23 protein-coding genes are annotated in these 17,767 nt (G+C 38.3%); 17 read left to right on the top strand and 6 right to left on the bottom strand.

All coding sequences use genetic code 11. From position 1 onward, the window contains the following. Nucleotides 1-175: 175 nt before the first annotated feature. The 7 genes from AS888_RS04140 to AS888_RS04110 all read left to right on the top strand — a co-directional run bounded on the left by AS888_RS04140 (nucleotide 176) and on the right by AS888_RS04110 (nucleotide 4,743). The gene (locus tag AS888_RS04140; RefSeq protein WP_081092302.1) at nucleotides 176-691 is read left to right on the top strand and encodes a VOC family protein; all 516 of its coding nucleotides are present in this window, start codon (nucleotides 176-178) and stop codon (nucleotides 689-691) included. A 61-nt stretch (nucleotides 692-752) separates the two neighbouring features. Next, nucleotides 753-1,571: an alpha/beta fold hydrolase gene (locus AS888_RS04135; protein WP_061140909.1), complete on the top strand. Its 819-nt coding sequence runs from the start codon at nucleotides 753-755 to the stop codon at nucleotides 1,569-1,571. 158 nt (nucleotides 1,572-1,729) lie between these two features. Further along, nucleotides 1,730-2,230, top strand: coding sequence for an RNA polymerase sigma factor (locus AS888_RS04130; RefSeq protein WP_061140908.1), 501 nt, complete (start codon nucleotides 1,730-1,732; stop codon nucleotides 2,228-2,230). Continuing rightward, nucleotides 2,223-3,215 carry an anti sigma factor C-terminal domain-containing protein gene (locus tag AS888_RS04125; RefSeq protein WP_061140907.1) on the top strand — a complete coding sequence of 331 codons (993 nt, stop codon included), beginning with the start codon at nucleotides 2,223-2,225 and terminating at the stop codon, nucleotides 3,213-3,215. Before AS888_RS04130 ends, AS888_RS04125 begins: the two co-directional genes overlap by 8 nt. Before the next feature lie 538 nt (nucleotides 3,216-3,753). Further along, complete coding sequence (locus AS888_RS04120; RefSeq protein WP_061140906.1) at nucleotides 3,754-3,936, top strand: hypothetical protein; 183 nt, start codon at nucleotides 3,754-3,756, stop codon at nucleotides 3,934-3,936. A gap of 127 nt (nucleotides 3,937-4,063) precedes the next feature. Beyond that, nucleotides 4,064-4,348: a hypothetical protein gene (locus tag AS888_RS04115; RefSeq protein ID WP_061140905.1), complete on the top strand. Its 285-nt coding sequence runs from the start codon at nucleotides 4,064-4,066 to the stop codon at nucleotides 4,346-4,348. Nucleotides 4,349-4,398: 50 nt separating this feature from the next. Then, complete coding sequence (locus AS888_RS04110; protein ID WP_061140904.1) at nucleotides 4,399-4,743, top strand: hypothetical protein; 345 nt, start codon at nucleotides 4,399-4,401, stop codon at nucleotides 4,741-4,743. Nucleotides 4,744-4,906: 163 nt separating this feature from the next. Here AS888_RS04110 and AS888_RS26065 read toward each other — a convergent pair whose 3' ends face one another. After that, nucleotides 4,907-5,065: a hypothetical protein gene (locus tag AS888_RS26065; protein ID WP_185113023.1), complete on the bottom strand. Its 159-nt coding sequence runs from the start codon at nucleotides 5,063-5,065 to the stop codon at nucleotides 4,907-4,909. Between the two features lie 131 nt (nucleotides 5,066-5,196). Here AS888_RS26065 and AS888_RS26295 point away from each other — a divergent pair, with 131 nt between their 5' ends. The 3 genes from AS888_RS26295 (at nucleotide 5,197) to AS888_RS04095 (ending at nucleotide 6,438) form a co-directional block, all read left to right on the top strand. Further along, the gene (locus AS888_RS26295; protein ID WP_155645376.1) at nucleotides 5,197-5,352 is read left to right on the top strand and encodes a hypothetical protein; all 156 of its coding nucleotides are present in this window, start codon (nucleotides 5,197-5,199) and stop codon (nucleotides 5,350-5,352) included. Nucleotides 5,353-5,570: 218 nt separating this feature from the next. Beyond that, a complete protein-coding gene (locus tag AS888_RS04100) occupies nucleotides 5,571-5,804 on the top strand; it encodes a hypothetical protein (RefSeq protein ID WP_061140902.1) in 234 nt (77 codons plus the stop codon). Between the two features lie 118 nt (nucleotides 5,805-5,922). Then, nucleotides 5,923-6,438 carry an AAA family ATPase gene (locus tag AS888_RS04095; RefSeq protein ID WP_061140901.1) on the top strand — a complete coding sequence of 172 codons (516 nt, stop codon included), beginning with the start codon at nucleotides 5,923-5,925 and terminating at the stop codon, nucleotides 6,436-6,438. 139 nt (nucleotides 6,439-6,577) lie between these two features. Here AS888_RS04095 and AS888_RS04090 read toward each other — a convergent pair whose 3' ends face one another. From AS888_RS04090 to AS888_RS04080, 3 genes are all read right to left on the bottom strand, one after another. Beyond that, the gene (locus AS888_RS04090; protein ID WP_061140900.1) at nucleotides 6,578-7,621 is read right to left on the bottom strand and encodes an NAD-dependent formate dehydrogenase; all 1,044 of its coding nucleotides are present in this window, start codon (nucleotides 7,619-7,621) and stop codon (nucleotides 6,578-6,580) included. 160 nt (nucleotides 7,622-7,781) lie between these two features. Then, the gene (locus tag AS888_RS04085; protein ID WP_061140899.1) at nucleotides 7,782-8,162 is read right to left on the bottom strand and encodes a Na-translocating system protein MpsC family protein; all 381 of its coding nucleotides are present in this window, start codon (nucleotides 8,160-8,162) and stop codon (nucleotides 7,782-7,784) included. A gap of 208 nt (nucleotides 8,163-8,370) precedes the next feature. Further along, nucleotides 8,371-9,069: a Crp/Fnr family transcriptional regulator gene (locus AS888_RS04080; RefSeq protein ID WP_061140898.1), complete on the bottom strand. Its 699-nt coding sequence runs from the start codon at nucleotides 9,067-9,069 to the stop codon at nucleotides 8,371-8,373. A gap of 86 nt (nucleotides 9,070-9,155) precedes the next feature. Between AS888_RS04080 and AS888_RS04075 the strand changes: the two genes are divergently transcribed. Together AS888_RS04075 and AS888_RS04070 are read left to right on the top strand one after the other, a co-directional pair. After that, entirely contained in the window at nucleotides 9,156-9,938 is a 783-nt protein-coding gene (locus AS888_RS04075) for an HAD-IIB family hydrolase (RefSeq protein ID WP_061140897.1), read from the top strand. Nucleotides 9,939-10,130: 192 nt separating this feature from the next. Further along, entirely contained in the window at nucleotides 10,131-10,775 is a 645-nt protein-coding gene (locus tag AS888_RS04070) for a LysE family translocator (protein ID WP_061140896.1), read from the top strand. 186 nt (nucleotides 10,776-10,961) lie between these two features. Here the strand turns inward: AS888_RS04070 and AS888_RS04065 are convergent, their stop codons facing one another. Both AS888_RS04065 and AS888_RS04060 read right to left on the bottom strand, forming a co-directional pair. Continuing rightward, nucleotides 10,962-12,068, bottom strand: a complete 1,107-nt coding sequence (locus tag AS888_RS04065) for a DUF1648 domain-containing protein (protein WP_061140895.1) — start codon at nucleotides 12,066-12,068, stop codon at nucleotides 10,962-10,964. Between the two features lie 5 nt (nucleotides 12,069-12,073). After that, nucleotides 12,074-12,457, bottom strand: coding sequence for a GntR family transcriptional regulator (locus tag AS888_RS04060; protein ID WP_061140894.1), 384 nt, complete (start codon nucleotides 12,455-12,457; stop codon nucleotides 12,074-12,076). A gap of 1,058 nt (nucleotides 12,458-13,515) precedes the next feature. Here AS888_RS04060 and wrbA point away from each other — a divergent pair. The 5 genes from wrbA (at nucleotide 13,516) to AS888_RS04025 (ending at nucleotide 17,584) form a co-directional block, all read left to right on the top strand. Continuing rightward, on the top strand, nucleotides 13,516-14,127 hold the full coding sequence (gene wrbA / locus AS888_RS04045; protein WP_061140891.1) for an NAD(P)H:quinone oxidoreductase: 612 nt from the start codon (nucleotides 13,516-13,518) through the stop codon (nucleotides 14,125-14,127). A 363-nt stretch (nucleotides 14,128-14,490) separates the two neighbouring features. Beyond that, nucleotides 14,491-15,231, top strand: coding sequence for a class I SAM-dependent methyltransferase (locus tag AS888_RS04040; protein ID WP_061141063.1), 741 nt, complete (start codon nucleotides 14,491-14,493; stop codon nucleotides 15,229-15,231). 31 nt (nucleotides 15,232-15,262) lie between these two features. Further along, nucleotides 15,263-15,571, top strand: a complete 309-nt coding sequence (locus AS888_RS04035) for a hypothetical protein (RefSeq protein ID WP_061140890.1) — start codon at nucleotides 15,263-15,265, stop codon at nucleotides 15,569-15,571. Nucleotides 15,572-15,646: 75 nt separating this feature from the next. Continuing rightward, complete coding sequence (locus AS888_RS04030; protein WP_061140889.1) at nucleotides 15,647-16,216, top strand: nucleotidyltransferase domain-containing protein; 570 nt, start codon at nucleotides 15,647-15,649, stop codon at nucleotides 16,214-16,216. 117 nt (nucleotides 16,217-16,333) lie between these two features. After that, nucleotides 16,334-17,584: an MFS transporter gene (locus AS888_RS04025; RefSeq protein WP_061140888.1), complete on the top strand. Its 1,251-nt coding sequence runs from the start codon at nucleotides 16,334-16,336 to the stop codon at nucleotides 17,582-17,584. Nucleotides 17,585-17,767 lie beyond the last annotated feature (183 nt).

The following is a 17,767-nucleotide window of genomic DNA, read 5'->3' as shown; positions in this document are numbered from 1 at the left end:
AACTGGTGCTTTGCTGTGGGTTCGGGCTGTCTTTAAGGCAGCTTTTTTTTACGGAAGCAACAGGTGAAGGTTGTTTGTTCGGGTTGGGCTATTTGTTAAATATTTCAATAATGTATAAAATAAGAGCAGGATATTGATGTTAACGTAATCACCTGTAAGATAGGGGCTGGCAATAATGATAAAAGGTATTTTTGAAACTCATATTAACGTTAGGGACTATCAAAGGTCGGCGACATTTTATGAAAAGTTCTTGAACATTATTCCGTTACATGAAGATACTGCTAGAAAGTCAAAATTTTATTGGGTTGGGCAACCAGGAGAGTCGATGCTTGGTATCCGAGAAAACTATCCCAGTTCTTTAGTGCAGCGACAACATTTTGCTTTTAAAGTTAATGTGGAGGATATATCCTCGGCAAAAGAATATTTATCCAAATTAGGCATTCCAACAACAAATTTTCTTGGAGAGAGTTCCGAAACGTTACTAGTCTTTCCATTCATGCCCGCTGTATCTATCTATTTCGAAGATCCAGATGGTCATTCCATTGAATTTATATCGATACTAGATGATCCACCAAGACCTGAATTAGATATGATGACTTGGCCAGAGTGGGAAGAGTTACAGGGTAAAGGCAAAAGAATTTGTCCCGCAGCGCCCGCAGGAGTCTCGCACCTCCGCTTCAATCAGCCTTGAATCGTTTCGTGTTAAAAACAATAATCTTTACGAAAAGAGTCTTAAAGAAAGAAGGAGTAAAATGGCATATTGTAAAGTTCGCCAGGCTGAAATATATTATGAAGATTTAGGGGAAGGTACGCCCATTTTAATGATACATGGTTATACTCCTGACCATCGATTGATGAGCGGGTGTATGGAGCCTATATTGGCTGGGAGGCACGGGTGGCGCCGGATTTATTTGGACCTTCCTGGGATGGGATTAACAAAAGGATACGACGAAATAAGCAGTTCCGATGAAATGCTGAATGCTGTTTCGGATTTCATTCAAGCCGTAATTCCTGACCAAGAGTACGTCATTGCCGGGGAGTCATACGGTGGCTATATAGCTAGGGGCCTTATTGAAAAGCAGCAGAAACGAATACTCGGCGCTGCCTTCATATGTCCGGTCATTTTACCACTTCCAGAAAATCGAACAGTTGAGAAACACGAAATAGTAAAGATGAATCAAAAGTTTATTGAAAGTTTATCAAAGGATCAATTAGAAGATTTCAAGAATCATAACATTGTACTTAATGAATACACATGGTTAAGGTACAACGAAGAAATTCTTAGTGGTTGTAAAATGGGAGATGAAAAGTTTCTAAATAAGGTAAAAAATGAATATGGGTTTTCTTTTAAGATTGATCAGTCTGATTTCAGTAAACCCAGCGTTTTCCTGTTAGGAAGGCAAGACTCTTCGGTTGGATATAAGGATGCTCTTGACCTAGCCGATAAGTATCCGAAAGGAACATTTGCCGTATTGGATAGTGCAGGCCACAATCTGCAAATTGAACAACCACAACTCTTCCCTACGCTAATAAATGAATGGCTGGATAGAGTTGAAGACTTCCATAACTGATACTGAACGAAGCAATGATAAGTTATGGAGATTGTACGTAAACAATAAGGGGGTTGCCTTGGCAGCTCTTTTTTTGTATGGAAAAAAAAACTGAAAATGTGTAAGTAAAATTGTAAACTTTTCTATACGATATACGTCTAGTAGGCAGGAGGACGATGATGGATGACATAACTAAAAATAACGTACTTAATTCGGAGCTTAATATTGTATATAGATACTTGCGGAAGTTGGGCATTTCGCAGGCAGATTCAGAGGATGCTGTTCAGGAAACGGCTTATAAGTATCTGCTTTATTACGATACGATTCAGACTTCCAAGATTCGGAGTTGGCTGATACGCGTATCATTGAATTTTCATTATGATCAGTGCCGAAAGCACCGTCGGTATGACCTCAATTTAAATGAAGAACGTTTAGTGACGGACATAGAAGAGCTTCCAGAGGTGATCTTTCTTGTGAAAGAAAGGAATAAAGAGGTTGGAGATGCCCTTTCAAAGTTAAGGCCACACTTTCAAGAACTTTTGTTATTAAAGTATCAATCAGGCTTATCGTACGAAGAGATAGCGATGTTAATAGAGAAGCCGATCAGTTCCATTAAGACGAATTTATTCAGAGCGAGGAAACGATTAGCGAAGATTTATAAGGAGGAGAATCATGAGTGATAACCATGAATCAAAAAAAGAGGAAGAAATCGACTTTATCAGCACACCTTCCTTGCAAAAGGCCATCAAAAAAACAAGAAGAAGACAGACATTCAAGTATGTGATCATTGCTGTATTTACAACTGTGATTCTGTTGACCATCCTTTTCACAGGCAGTCAATACATCCTCACTAATCGGCTAGAGCATCAGGATAATTATTATGACATGATTCATGGGGCCAATATATCATTTGCGAGTAGCAGCAATAATTATAATTTATTTAGTGTAACAAAAGAAACGACATATCGTAAAAGCATTGGTGACCGTTCAATCGTATGGGATAAAAAGACCGAGAAAATCCCATTGTTCGGAAGGATCGATACGATTGAACGAGGAAGCGGGATGATCGAAGTCAATGTTTTTAACGAAAAAGCGCAACGAATGGTCCGTTACAATGAATTCAATAATGAAAGGAAAATCGATTTTTATTACCCAGGTTTATCCTATGACTATTTACCGATAGAACTTGATACTGCAGTCGGTTTGGACAAAAATAAATTAATTGAAGTGGCCCTTTCCTTTAAGGAGCCAATGACTTTGGCAGAGCTAAGTAAGAAGCTTGGCTATGAAAATGTCAATTGGTTATGGGCCGATACAACAACTGTTGCCCAAATGGACAGAATGACAAAGGAACTGGATTCTGATAGCCTAAAAACTAAGGGAGGTGGCGGAGCCTTCGGATTCGAAGTCCGCCAAGAATACCCTTATTCTAAGGAAAATGGGCAAGGGTTCATACAGACGATGAAGCAACTGAACAAAACAGATAGTCATAAAAGCTCCATTAAAGAAGCGCTGAAGGGAATCAAGGAAAACACACAATCTACAAAAGGGGAAATTCGGTTAAACGGGGCTGTCGTGACCGGTTCGCCAGCGGAGCTTAGACGTTTCCAAAAGCTTGATTTCATCCGTGCCTCCGTCATAGGGGCTACGGTAGATAAGTATTGAAGGCAGAACCATTGATATAAAACTCACCATACACAGATAAAATATAAAATGAAAGGCAGGCAACCTAGAAACCTTAGGTAAGTAAATTCAACTGACAAGTGCGCTGTTCATATACGGGGCTGCTAATGTGGCAGCCTTTTTTCTTCTTGGAATGATAAGGCAGATTAAGGTAAGGGGGAAAAGATGAAGAACTACCGTGCGTTAAACGTATGATCGTTTATCGTATTTTTGGCAGGGACGATCGTTACGATATATCGATACCTCGTTTGGCTGAAAATTAATGGCTTTACTACTGAAAAATATCCTTTTTCAACTTGTTACCCTGTTCAATCACTATTGGATGGTATAATTATACATATCATATTATGGGCAGCTGCAGCAGTGATTAAATGAAAGTGCTGAGATTGATGAGGCTGAATAAATAAGCAGGTCTGTCTTTAAGGCAGCTTATTTAAAAGGGATACGGAGTAGGGTAATTCAACAAGGAGCCGTGAATCTTATGGTGAAATGAAAAAAATGTTTGTTTGGAGGTTATTCAGTGCAAATCATCATTCCGATAGGTCTTACTGTTGTTGGGTTATTCATCCTATATGTGGTTATTGAAACGGCAGTAAGAAAGGGAATCAACCATTCAATCATTGGTCAAATCCTTGAAGAAAAGCATGAAATGAAAAAAGATAAAAAGTCATTTCTGGATAATGATTTAGATAATGATCGTTAAAAGAGGCTGCTGAAGCGGCCTTTTTCTTATTTGGCTGGTTAGCCACATGGAAATACCTTTATATATGATGTAGAATTTTTTTAGCTTATGCTGAACATAAAAATAGAAGCTTAGAGGGTTAGGGTGTATGAATATCACTGATATATTGGTTTTGTCTGTGGTTTTAGGCTTAATGAATGGTTTTAAGGACAAGAGAAATAAAGTTCAAGGTTTTTTCACAATAGCTTTCACCTTCTTCACAACAGGTCTAATCTTCAACATAACAGGCAAACTATTTCTTGATGATTTTTTAGATGAATATTTTTCTAGTGAAGAATATGGGGTATGGTTATTTGGCGGTTTGTTCTTGCTATTCTCCATTTATTTAACGATTAAAGGATTTAGAAAAAAGACCACAAACTCTCTTCATTAATTATCTTTACTAGGCAATGGCGGCAGGAACTTATTTTTAAGGAGGAAAATATGGGCTTGAATCATGAGTTTTATCTTATTTCCAAAACAACCGTTATTAAAGATTTTTGGATACATAGAGAAAGCAGTAACGATGTCATTGAAAGTGTCGTGATACATGATGATGTAATTCAATACATAATGGACTCATTGAAATGGATCCCGAGTCAAAACCCAGCAATGCGAGGGAATCCAAGCGGCAGGGGTATTAACTATCATGGAGTCACCCTTTTTGATAAGCCGTCATCTAAAACTTTAATAGGGATTTTTTCGTCATGGAAAAATCTATTCAAGAACGCAACTGCGAGCTTTGTACTCACTGGTGCATACGTTTATGGCGGTACTTTGAAAAGTTAACCTTAAGCCGAGATGAAGTGATGGCACAATTTGAAAAGATCATTTCAATGTCAGAAGCTTTGGCTAAAGGTGAATTCTTCCTTTATCATTGCGGAATATGATAACTGAGCAATAACGGAAACGAAAAATGAACAGAAAATAAAAAACCACTTGCAGTGGTTTTTTAATCGCGCATGGCCCCGGCTTCACGGGAGGTCATAGCACCTTGTCCTTCGCTTACATCTTTTTGGATTTGTTGTTTTACTTTTTGTGCATCAGTTCCGGAAAATTCCGGTTTCATGATGGAATCGGAATTCCCTTTAGCTTGTTGATCTTGTTTCATATAAGTCCTCCTCATTGCGTAACACGCTTATTATTCACAAGTATACACCGGTTGTATTCCTTGGAGGGATTAACAAATTTTATAATCAAATCTAGAATTTGGTTAATGAAATGAATGGGGCGGTGTGTAAGTTGAGTAATATAGGTATTCCAGGCTTCATTCTAACTATACTTTTCGTATTATTGGTTTTGCTTTTAGTAAGAAAACTAAAGGAACCAAAGAAAGAACTTCAACAAAAAATGGATAAGCTAGAAGAAGAGGTTCGTATATTAAAAAATCAGAAATGATGAGTACCAGGGGCTGATTGGCAGCTCCTTTTCTTTTGCGCAAACGGGCGGAATACCCTTATTAGGGGGGGATTCAGTCTTGAAAATGATGAAAATTATCTTAGCGATAATGATATTCGCCTTATCAGCCTATCAGCTACTGAGTTGAAGAAGGGAAACCTCTTTTTGTCTAGAATATTTCTAAGTAAGAACGGTTGTAATAGTTGGGGAGGGTTCAGATGGATAAAAGAGTTCAATTTGACTTTGAAATCGTGTTTACGAATGGCGGTGGGCTTCAAGGGCAGGAATTCCGCTTGGATATTGAGGGAGATGACATCACAGACCAAGAGTTGGCCCAGTATATTGTAGAGGATATGAGGTTACTGATGGTTGGAGACATTAAGATATTCAATAAAAAAATAATAAATGAAAAACATAAACGAAAGCCTGTTGATGAAAACTCTGGAAAGTGACCGGCTTTTTCAGCTGACAGGCGGGTTAGCTGAATAGTGGAGCTGTCACTAAGGTAGCTTTTTCTTATAATACCATTCGGGGCAGGCTGTGAAAGTTGCCATTAAGGTGGTGGTCTTTTTGAAAGAAAACATTCCAAATAAAATACATATAATCGGTTCAGTTGGCAGTGGAAAAACGACTTTAGCTAGAGAGCTATCCTCAAAGTTGAATATCCCGCTTTACGAATTGGATAATGTCATTTGGAAAAGGTGTGAATCTGGAGATAGTAGAAGAACGGAAGAAGAAAGAGAAGAATATTTCAACACCATCATTCGTTCCGAAACTTGGATGATAGAAGGTGTTCACAATGAAGAGTGGGTGTCAGATGGTTTTCGAAATGCAGAATTGATCATTTTCTTAGACACAGATTATTCCGTGAGGACTTATCGAATAATAAAAAGATTCATTTTACAAAAGCTAGGATTAGAAAGGTCAAATTATACACCCACATTAAAGATATTCTTTAAAATGTTTAAGTGGAATAGATACTTTGAAGAAGTAGGGAAACCAAATTTTTATAATCAATTTGGAATGTACGATGATAAGATATTGGTTGTGACAAATAAGGACGAAATAAAAAATTACTTTAATTAACAGAGTGGAGCTGTCTTTTAGGGAAGCTCCAGTAGAATCATGTTCTTCATTAAGAGGAAGGTCGATATCCATACCAAAATAGTAGAAACAAACAAAAAGACACCGTCCTGAAAGAGAGGGTGTCTGTACATTATGCAGCTTACTTGATTTTGTAGCTTGGGCTGACGATTTCTCCGCCTTCTACAATCAAATCTTCTTGTTTTTGTGCTTTTCCTTCAAAGAAGTTGTCCAGAATGGCTTTTGTACCGATTTCGATACGGTGCTGAGCTTCCAGGGTCATGCCAGAGTAGTGGACAGTCATGGCTTGTTTTGGCATTTGTCTCCAAGGATGATCAGCAGGAGCAGGTTGTGGGTACCAAGTGTCACCAGCGTAACCAGCTAAATGTCCGGATTTCAAGGAATCTACAAGAGCATCCGTTTCAATGATTTTTCCGCGTGCTGTATTAACGATATAGGCATCTTGTTTTGTACGGCTTAAAACATCGCGGTTGAACAGTGTATCCGTTTGCTCGGTCAACGGAGCGTGGATTGTGATGGCGTCACTTGTTTCAACCAATTTGTCGAAAGTTACATATTCCACTCCCAGTTCATCTTCCAAGTCTTCACGACGGTATGGGTCGTTGTAGACCAATTTCACATCGAATGGGCGCAGACGGGCAGCGACACGTTGTCCAATACGTCCGAATCCAAAAATACCAACTGTTTTTCCTTCTAAGTCATGGGCATAAGCACCAACTTTTGGCAGGTTCCACTCTCCATTTACTGCTTGTTCGTGACCGCCTACAAAGTTACGGAGCAAGATCAGGATTTGCATGACAGCATGCTCAGCAACACTAACAACGTTACTTCCCGTTACTTCAGCAACCGTGATATTCCGTGCTGCACAAGCTTCCAAGTCAAAGTGGTCGGAACCTACGCCAGCCGTAAGTGCCATTTTAAGATTTGGAGCACGATCAATTTTCTCTTTTGTCAGGTAAGCAGGGTAGAAAGGGCTGCAAATGAAGATGGACATATCTGCCAAATGCGGCTCCAAAGATTCATTTGCATCGCTCAGTGTAACGAATTCATGACCTTTGCTTGCAAAATATTCATGAAGATTATAAGCTTTCTCAACGTTAAACAAATAGCCTGGAGATGGTTCTGGCAATTCTACTACTGGTGGTAATACTGCTACGATTTTCATATTGTGTTCCTCCTAGGAATAATGTTAGTTTGATTTTGTTGAAAAAATACATATAAAAAACCACCACATTTTGGTTAAGAGGATAGCCTGGGCCAATCCTTTTATCCAAAATGATGGTGGTTAGTTACTAAGCACATACGTACCGTATTCCATCCGCCTGTCATATTGAAAACATATCTTCTGTTCCATCTATGGGTTGTTCAAAAACAAATATAGATACGACTTCATCTTTCTCTAAATCTACATCTGTAATAAGTTTTATAAATTTTGCTCCTACCAGTTGTTCCATATCAGTGGGAGTTAACTCACTGTACAGTTCTTTTATCATGTGTGTACGAGCATGTAAAATCATATTCCGTCCTTCTTCAGACCGTGTGATAAAACTTTCTACCGGACTTAGGCATCCACTCATATGAGCGACAACCCAATTTCTGGTGAATGTTACCTTGATCTTCTCAGGACCTTTTCCAATCTGTTTCTTTCGATAAGCTCGAATGAGATTGGCAAAATTCTGTTCAAGTTTTTGTAAAGATTCACTCATACAGCTCATCCTCGAGGCATGTAATTTTATCTGTATTCGTAAGCATATGTCTTACAAGAAAAATTATATATCATTACTAACCAAATGTAAATAGATATAACTAGATATAACTAGTTATAATTAGTTAATGGATTTTTAGGGTCTGCATATTTTCAGTGGGTAGAAAAGGGTAAAATCAACATATAAATACCCTTCTCCTCTGACAAATCTACTTATATCGAATTCCATTGGACATTTCTTCTAAAACGGTCCAATTTACTATTCGAATCGAATTCTTATCCCTTTCAATCATTTTCTTTTGGGAAAGAGAAAGGATCACTCGATTTAAATGGCGATATGTAGTGCCGAGTAAATCGGCAATTTCTTTAATATTGGATGTCTTAAGCTCGATTCCAAAGTTAGTATCTGGTTCTGGTGCGATTGTGGACAAAAGGTAGCTCGCAAATTTGTTTTCCACAGATGCTAATACATTTACACGAGATGCCGTTGTACAAGTTTGAAGCTTATAGCTTAAGTGTTCTAAAAGGATATGCAAAAATTTTGGGTTATCCATTTCATGTTTTTTTATATAATCAAACTGCAGTCCAATGAACAAGCATTGATCCACTGCCTTAACTTGTGATTGGACGGGAACGTCACGAATTAATTCAATATCGCCAATAATGGAGAATGGGTGGATAAATCTGAGCAAGAGTGACTTTCCAGTTTCGATGCTTGAGGTTATTTTCACTTTTCCTTCCACTAAAAACAACAGCGATTTCATCTCCACTCCTTCTAGCAGAATGATTTCCCCCGGTTCGTATTGCTGCAATGTAAAGGGGAGTTGTTGGGGCTGCCTAAACATTTCTTCAATTGGATATTCCTTTAATTTTGTACCAAGCAGTCTTGGATCATTCATATATTTCATGGAAAACTCCTTTTGGGACATATGTCCTTTTCATTATAAAATAAACTGATATGCTAAGAAAAATAAAAAATTGAGGAGTGGGCATAATGAAATTCGTATTTGATTTAGATGGGACAATTTGTTTTAAAGGTCAGCCTGTTTCTGAAAAAGTCTTAGTTGCATTAGAGAAATTGGTAGCTGGGGGGCATGAAGTTATTTTTGCTTCAGCTAGACCTGTACGCGATTTACTTCCCGTCTTACATGAGCGGTTTCATCAGTTTTCGATGATAGGTGGCAATGGCTCAATGGTTGCATTAAACGGGAAAATCATCTCGACGGTCAGTTTTGATGAAGAAACAATCTCGAATATTGTTCAATTACTACGAGCTCATAGTGTTTCTTATTTGGTAGACGGAGATTGGGATTACGCCTATACAGGGCCAGCTAGCCATCCAATTAAGAATAACCTTGATCCACTAAGGCGTGCTAAAAACATAACATTGGATAAATTACAGTCAATCGTCAAAGTATTGATACTTACTTCGGATAATATGGAAGAAGTCGAAGCACAGCTTAGCAGGATGGATGTTGTTGTTCATTCTCATGGAAATGAGGGAGTGTTAGACATAAGTCCAAAAGGTGTTGATAAGTGGAGCGGGCTGCAACAATTGGGTGTAGAAGAAGGGGAGTATATAGCATTCGGCAATGATGCGAATGATATTGCAATGTTTCAGCATGCCATGTATTCAGTCATGATTGGTGAGAATTTGCAACTTGCCCCACTTTCCTCTGAAAAACTGTCATTATGTGGAGATACAGAAGACCACATAGTGCAAAGGCTTATGGAATTGGGAGAACTGACCTCAATAAATAAGTCTGTAAAAGTTTAAAAACAATCTAAGCCCAAGATGAGGGGTGAAAATTTCTGTAGCTAAAATCGATTTTTTCATATACATATAAGTGTAAATACCAGAATAATGAAACTACATCCGCTTACTATCATGTGTAACGCTGCTATATTCATATTTAATGTACTATAATATAAAAACCATTTTAATAAAAAGTACATAGGGGGTTGAGGGATGCTTGTATTGCTGTTTTCTAGTATCTTACTAGGTCTTTCGATTGCATTGCCGATTGGAACTATTTCAATTGAAATGATTAAACAAGGTTTGAAAAATGGTTTTATGCACGGCTGGAGTGTAGGTCTTGGAGGTATGACCATTGATGTAATCTTGATTATTTTATTGTTCGTTGGATTAGCACCAATTTTAACTATTCCATTCATTCAAGTGCCTTTGTGGATAATAGGTGCCATTGTCTTATTTCACATCGGATATGACAGCATCAAAAACGCCGATCACGAAATCACACTGGTAGGTGAAAAATCGGCAAAATCATTAAAATCTTCGTACAAAAATGGACTGCTTGTGGCCATATCTCCTGGGAACTTAGTTTTTTGGGTAAGTATTTTTGGAACAATCCTGTCAAACTCATTTGATTCGTCAAATATTTTTAATTTTTTCATTGTAAGTGTAGGTATTATCATAGGTATTCTCATACACGACATAGGGTTAATGGCGGTTGTTACAGGTGCTAGAAAATTCTTGAAACCAACATACATTAAACGTGCGTCCATCGTTGCTGGACTGGTTTTAATCGGATTCGGTTGTTATTTTTTATATAAATTTATTGATAGTATCCCAATGATAATGCAGAGAAGTTAGGAATGAAATCAATTTATCATTGACCAAACAACCAAAGCAGATAATTGGTGCTGATGTTGATATATTTAACGCTAATCTTTTAAAAGCATAAGTGTTTTTGTAGAACAAGGGAAGAAAACACCTCAAGTCAAGGTGATTCTCTTTCCCTTTTTCATTTAAAGTCCCTGTTGATTGTATCCTCCAAGATCATATAAAGAATGAAATGAGTAATATCAGCAGTATGGAGACAAGTAAGAATATATAACCGATTGGATTCCCGAAGTTTATGGCCCAGCCGACTCCGAACCGTTTTTCGACGAAAATGGAAGGATCATTTTTGTTCACATAAAAGATGCCTGCCTTCCAGTATTGGTCGTCGTCGACAAAGGTGGTATCCATCGTTTCCTCTTCTTCAGCCGTTACCTGAATGCGAGAGCCGCCTTGACCGACCTTGAAGGCATAGACGGCGGTCACGATTAGCATGATTGAAAGGAAGCCGAGTGGCACCGCTGCCATAAAAGCGGCATTCCCCATTCCGCCTTGAATGATCACCAGCTGTATGAAGCCAAACAGAATGGTGATCAGGACAGTCGTGAAAAACAAAAACCAGCTTGAATATTTACGGAATGCCAGTTGCTGGACTTGTGAAGATTTCTTTTTGGCAGAAGTCAGCTTGATGCCCGAACGTTTTGTCATCACATTTATTCCGAACAACATACCCTGGATGACCAATAGAATAAGCAAAAGGGAGATGGCGGAAAAGGACGTTTTTTGACTGAACGCGTCCGGTTGGCCGTCTATATCCCAATGAGTGGGAATCATGGCGGGCAACTGACTGTATTGGCTTGCTGTATAAACGAGCAGTCCCGCTGTAATGAGCGCGGGAAGGGCAAACATATAGGACGGAAGCATTTCATCTTTGGCATGGCTTGCGAGATCAGCTATCCGAACCGGTTTTAATCCTGCACCCCACTTATGGGTGCGTTTCAATTTCGTTGTTTTTGCATGGAAATATAGATACATGATCATACATAAAAAAAGAATGCCGAACTGGATGGCCAAACCGGCAAAAACGACTTGATCCTCGGAAAGTGTCCGGTTTTTTGCCCAGAGGAAATAGACAATCAAGGCAAGGAAACCGGTAATAAGTATCGTTGCTGAATAAAAGCGTTTATACGAAGAAATCGCTCGTTCCTTCATATGTTGTTCGGGAATGGTAACGCCAAATACAATCGACCCCTTCAATAAGAACGGAATGGCGGATTGCAGCAAAATGATGAAAGCCAGTGTAATAAGAAAAATCGATAATGACATAGGTCTTATTCCTCCTTCATATCTGAAAGTATGGATGAAGCGAGTTGCTGAATGTCCTCGGCATTCATACCCAGCACGATTGCCTCGGCAATAATCGGCTTCAGTTCCTCGACGATCCTCAGACGATGTTCTTGGGAAATGCCATCTCGAATGGATGGATTAATTACGGCTCCGGACTTCGGTACGATGCGGATGATTCCTTTTCTTTCTAGCTCATGGTAAGACTTATTGACTGTGTGCATATTAACCCCAAGGTCAGACGCCAACGATCTGACGGAAGGCAATACATCGCCCCCTTTTAATTGATCGCGTGCGATTAGTTCAATCAGTTGATTGGAAAGCTGCGTATAAATGGGAATATCCGATGAGGTTTCGATTTGGATAAGCATAAGTACCTCCTGACTGTTCTAATTGAAGTATAACACGTTGTTCTATATATTGTATAACAAATCTTCGGCTGGTTTCTGCGGGCTTATTTTCACTTGGGTGGATGATATAAGTGTGTTAGCTACCTTTTATTTATGCACCGGTCTAGTCAAGTTTATTGCGAAATAATGGGTTAATTATCCAAAATATTTGTTGTATTATGGTAGAATTTAAGAAACTAACTTTTTTAAGGGGCTTATCGTGCAAAAGACATTTCTTTTTGTTTCTTATTTGTTATTCCTCGTTCCTCTACTATTCATTGTGAATTTTCTGTTTGATATTGTTACACTCGAAAAAGTGCAAGGGTTGCCTATATTTTTTCCATTGGTAATTGGTCCTATTGGTCTCTTCTTCGCTTTAAAAGCACATTATATTCATAAAGATGTTATGACGTTTGTTTCTATTTTTGTAAATGCATGCTTATTCCTATTTCCCTTTATATATATGATTTTAGGGACAATGATATTTGGTGTTTGAATGATAGATTAGATCCTTTTCTAAAGTTTAAAGCCAGAATACATATCATAAGTCAGAGAGAGGAATCAATTATGAGAAATAAGATGTATAAAGCAGAATATATTCCAATATTGGTAGGGTGCTTGGTAGGGATATTGCTTATGATAGGTATATCCAGTAGACTTTTTCCGATGAAAGAAGTAGTCTCTTTTTTTCTAATGTTATCTTTTCTTTTTGGTTTAAGTTTCGATATCAAAACAGGTGCGTTCAAGAAGAAAGAAACTAAATTCCCGTTTAAATATTTTGTTTGGATTTGTCTATTTTCTTTAGTAAACATTAGCTAAAGCCTATGCTGTAATGAAATCATTTACTTGCAAAAATCTCTTCACATGCAGTCACGACATGTGTTACGAGAGTAAAAGAAATAAAGGCTGGGTATACGTATGTATATAGTACAAGATCATTTCTGGAGAGTGCAGTAAGTTTAATGAAATCCCTTTAGGGCTAAACTTATTATAAGGAAATTACATTTGGATGCAGGCTAATAGAAAAGGAGATGGAATCATTGTCAAACGTTAAAGTAGCAGTGATATTTTACAGTATGGGCGGAACCAATTTCCAATTAGCAAAATGGGCTCAAGAAGGAGCAAAAGAAGCAGGAGCTGAAGTGAAAGTATTAAAAGTACAAGAATTGGCTCCTCAATCGGCTATCGAAGGAAATGAAGCATGGAAAGCAACCGTCGAAGCAACAAAAGACGTACCGGTCGCGTCATCGGCTGACATTGAATGGGCAGATGCCATTATCTTCAGTGTCCCAACGCGCTTTGGGAATGTGGCATCACAAATGAAACAGTTCCTCGATACCCAAGGGGGACTGTGGGCAAGCGGCAAGACAGTGAATAAAGTCGTAAGTGCCATGACTTCGGCGCAAAACCCACATGGCGGTCAAGAAGCTACCTTGTTATCGTTATACACCTCCATGATGCACTGGGGTGCTATCATTGCTCCTCCCGGTTATACGGACCCAGTCCTATTTGGTGCAGGAGGAAACCCATATGGAACAAGCGTAACGGTCGGACAAGATGGCAAAATGATCGAAGATGTTTCAGGTGCCGTAAAACATCAAGCTAAACGTACAGTGACAGTAGCGGAATGGGTCAAAAAAGGAAATCAATGAATGCAATATAAAAAAGTCAATCGCTGATGAACTAAACCCCGGATGACGGACACGCTTAAAAGTGTCCCTTATCCGGGGTTTTTATGTAAGAAATACATGGGATAATAAAGAAAAGTGAATCGGCGGTTAAAATGAAAAATACTATCAGGGGTTGAATGGTAATCCGCTACGGAGGGAGGTTGCTTAGGCAGTTTTTTCTTTTGGAACTATTCGGGAGGTTAGAAGAATATAGGCATGATTCAATCTAAATCTTACCAAAAACAAGAATATAAGTCTATTTCTTTTTTGATAAATATGGAAAAATTATGATAGTGTCAATGAAAAAATCTGTTTATCATAAAAGAAAAGAGGCGATTTTTGTTCATAAAACAAAACATTTATGATCACCCGAAATTCTTCGAGAGCTACCGGAACCTGCGTGAGTCGGAATTGAATTACAATGATTTACTAGAGCAGCCTACCTTAAGAGATATGCTGCCTGAATTAAAGAATAAAAAGGTGTTGGATGTAGGATGTGGTATGGGGGACTTCGCAAAATATTGTGTGAATGAACAGGCTCGAGAGGTTTTAGCAATAGACATTTCAAAGAATATGATAAACGTTGCTCAACAAAGAAACGCTCATGAACGTATTAGCTATGTACATATATCATTAGAAGATCTTCAGATAAGACAGCAGGATTTTGATGTTGCAGTTAGTTCGCTAGCTTTACATTATATAAGGGATTATGATGCTGTCATAAAAAAAATGAACGGTTGTTTGAAAAAAATGGGGGTCTTTCTTTTCTCCATTGAGCATCCGATTGCAACAGCTAGACGAAATATGGATAATTGGATCATTGACAAAGAAAACAATAGATCACATTATGCAGTTGATCATTACCAGGAAGAAGGTGAAAGGCAACAACATTGGTATATAGACGGTGTTGTTAAATATCACCGTACTTTTTCAACACTAATAAATGAACTAATCCTTAATGGCTTTCAGATTGAACAAGTAATCGAGCCTATTCCCGCTGATGAAGCAGCGGATAGTTTACCAAAAATCACGAATGAGTTGAGAAGACCATCTTTTATGATCATAAGGGCAAAGAAAGCTTGGTAATATCGGAGGTTGCTGCGGCAGCCTTTTTCTTATGGAACAAAAGGGCAGTTTGGGTAAAGAAGGAAATCGCGAATGGTCGGGCGAAGTAGTTAGGATAAAAAAATTTAGGATGATTAAATTGAATGAGATTGTAAAAATTAAAGCCCTAAAATTCCCTGATATTCTCCACTATGAATGGGAAGTTATAGATGATAATGAGTTTGAATCAAACAGTATTACCTACCAATATCCCACAGAGTTAAAGATTGCGGCAGTAAAGGCATTGGCAAGGTTAAAAGAAGAAGTTGCCAAGAATAGATTCCCTTTTAATGCAAGCATCATTTCTCATATAAAAAGATAATTCAGGATAGCTAAAAATAATGAAATATCTCACAAAACTTCTAAGCAAAATCAATGGTTAGTCTGGAGGATTTATATGTCATTCGAACAATGTCATAGGATTGCTTCTTTGATGTCAGGATTCAATAAAATGTGGTTCTTTGCAGGTGGTTGGGCAATTGATTTAAGTATCGGCAGAGAAACAAGACAACATCAAGATATAGAGATTGCACTATTTCGGAAGGATCAGTTATATCTGAAGGAGTATCTGAATGAATGGGATTTTAAGAAGGTTGTTAAAGGTACATTCCATAGTTGGAATAATGAGTTTTTAGAGTTACCTATTCACGAAATACACGCTTTACATAAATCAAATGGAGATAGATTAGAAGTGCTTTTAAATGAAGCAACGGATTCTGAGTGGAAATTCAGAAGGGAGTTAACGATTTCCCATCCGCTTATGTCGGTTTGGAGTTATTCTGATACAGGCATTCCTTATCTAAATCCAGAAATTGTCCTTTTATATAAGGTGAAAAACACCAGAGAAAAAGACCATCAAGACTTTATCGCGATAGTAGATAAACTAGATGATCAGCGGAGAAAATGGCTTCGGGGTGCCATACAATTGCACGAACCGGAACATAAATGGCTTCAATTCTTAACATGATATTTCAATGAATGAACAGTGCTAACCTTGATTACCTGGAGCTGATCGGCAGCTCCTTTTTTTGCGGCTAACGGGACAGGTTAGTTGCATTACGATGAATGTTAAAGGGGGGATCATGTGAGTGACAAATTATTAAAGAACCGTCAGTTCCTTATCTTATGGATAGGTAATGCCATCTCTGAATTAGGCGGTGCTTTCGGTGCTTTTTGTAACTCCATTCTTCTATATCAACTGACGAATTCGCCGATGGCATTGGGGAGCATGTGGCTTTTGTATTTCTTGCCATCCCTTATCCTGCAATTGTTCATTGGTCCGTTTATTGATAAATGGAGCCGTAAGTGGTTAATGATCGTTTCTCAATGGACCAGGGGGGTGATTTTCTTGATTCCACTTGTTTCCTTGGCAGTTGGAAATCTCCAACCTTGGCATATTTTCGTCGTCCAAATAATAGCAGGCTTAATAACCCCCATTTATACACCTGCTAATCAAGCCATTACACCTACTATCATTCCTAAAGACCAATTAAGTGCGGCCAATGCTTATAAAGATGGAACCGTTAGGCTGATGACATTCTCTGCACCATTTTTGGGCGGAGTCGTTATAGAGCATACAGGCGTAATACCGTCCCTGATTTTTGTTTGTGGACTGCTTATCATGAGTGGAACTCTTTTGTTTTTCATCCAGGAGGTAAGGACGGTTCAACATGTACGAAAGTCTTGGCTGGAACAATTTATGGAAGGAATATCTTATTTCTTTAAACAACCGGTTATTGTTTGGTTAGGAATCTTTTTGGCCTTCGTTCAATTTGGAGTGGGGGTCACAATGGTTGTAAACCTTCCTTATGTCACAAAGGAATTATCGGGCAGTTATGCAGAGTACGGATATTTTATGGCAAGCTTCCCATTAGGCTATGTAATGGGTACGATCTTTGCCGGTAATATCAATAATAAAAGGCGCAGAGTTTTAATGCTGGGAGCATTAGTTATAGGGGGCTTAACATTCATTTCATTAGGTTTTAACCATAGTATCGCCTTTGCGTTAATCACCGAGGTAATTGCCGGAATAGCCATGGCTTTTTTTGGTGTTCATAACATAACCATTTTTCAGCAAACTGTGCCAAATGAATTAATGGGTAAAGTATCCGCTGTCCGGCTTTTCATTATCAGAGGTGTTATGCCATTAGGCGTGCTCACCGGTAGTTTTTTGAGTGAAGTTTGGGGAATACGGCCACTATACTTTTTAATCGGGTCCATTATTTGTACCGTATCTTTACTAGGGGTGATACTTCCTTACTTTAAGATCATCGATCATTCTTTCATAGGTGAAAACATTCCGTGTTCTCGAAAAGATCATAAGGATATGCACTAATGTGATTTGCTGAAAATTCCCTGGAGAACAAACTAACATCGTATGTATCGGAAAGACCTTTCAACTAACGCGGCGATGTTGGCAGCGTCCTTTGTGTCCATCTTTCAATCGGATTATGAGCCATAAATTAATTTCCTGAATAACCATCTATACTAAAAGCCAAGATAATAACATTAGAAATTG

This window comes from Peribacillus simplex (assembly GCF_001542915.1).
Classification (GTDB): Bacteria; Bacillota; Bacilli; order Bacillales; family DSM-1321; genus Peribacillus; species Peribacillus simplex_B.
This window is presented reverse-complemented; position numbering and strand designations above follow the sequence as displayed.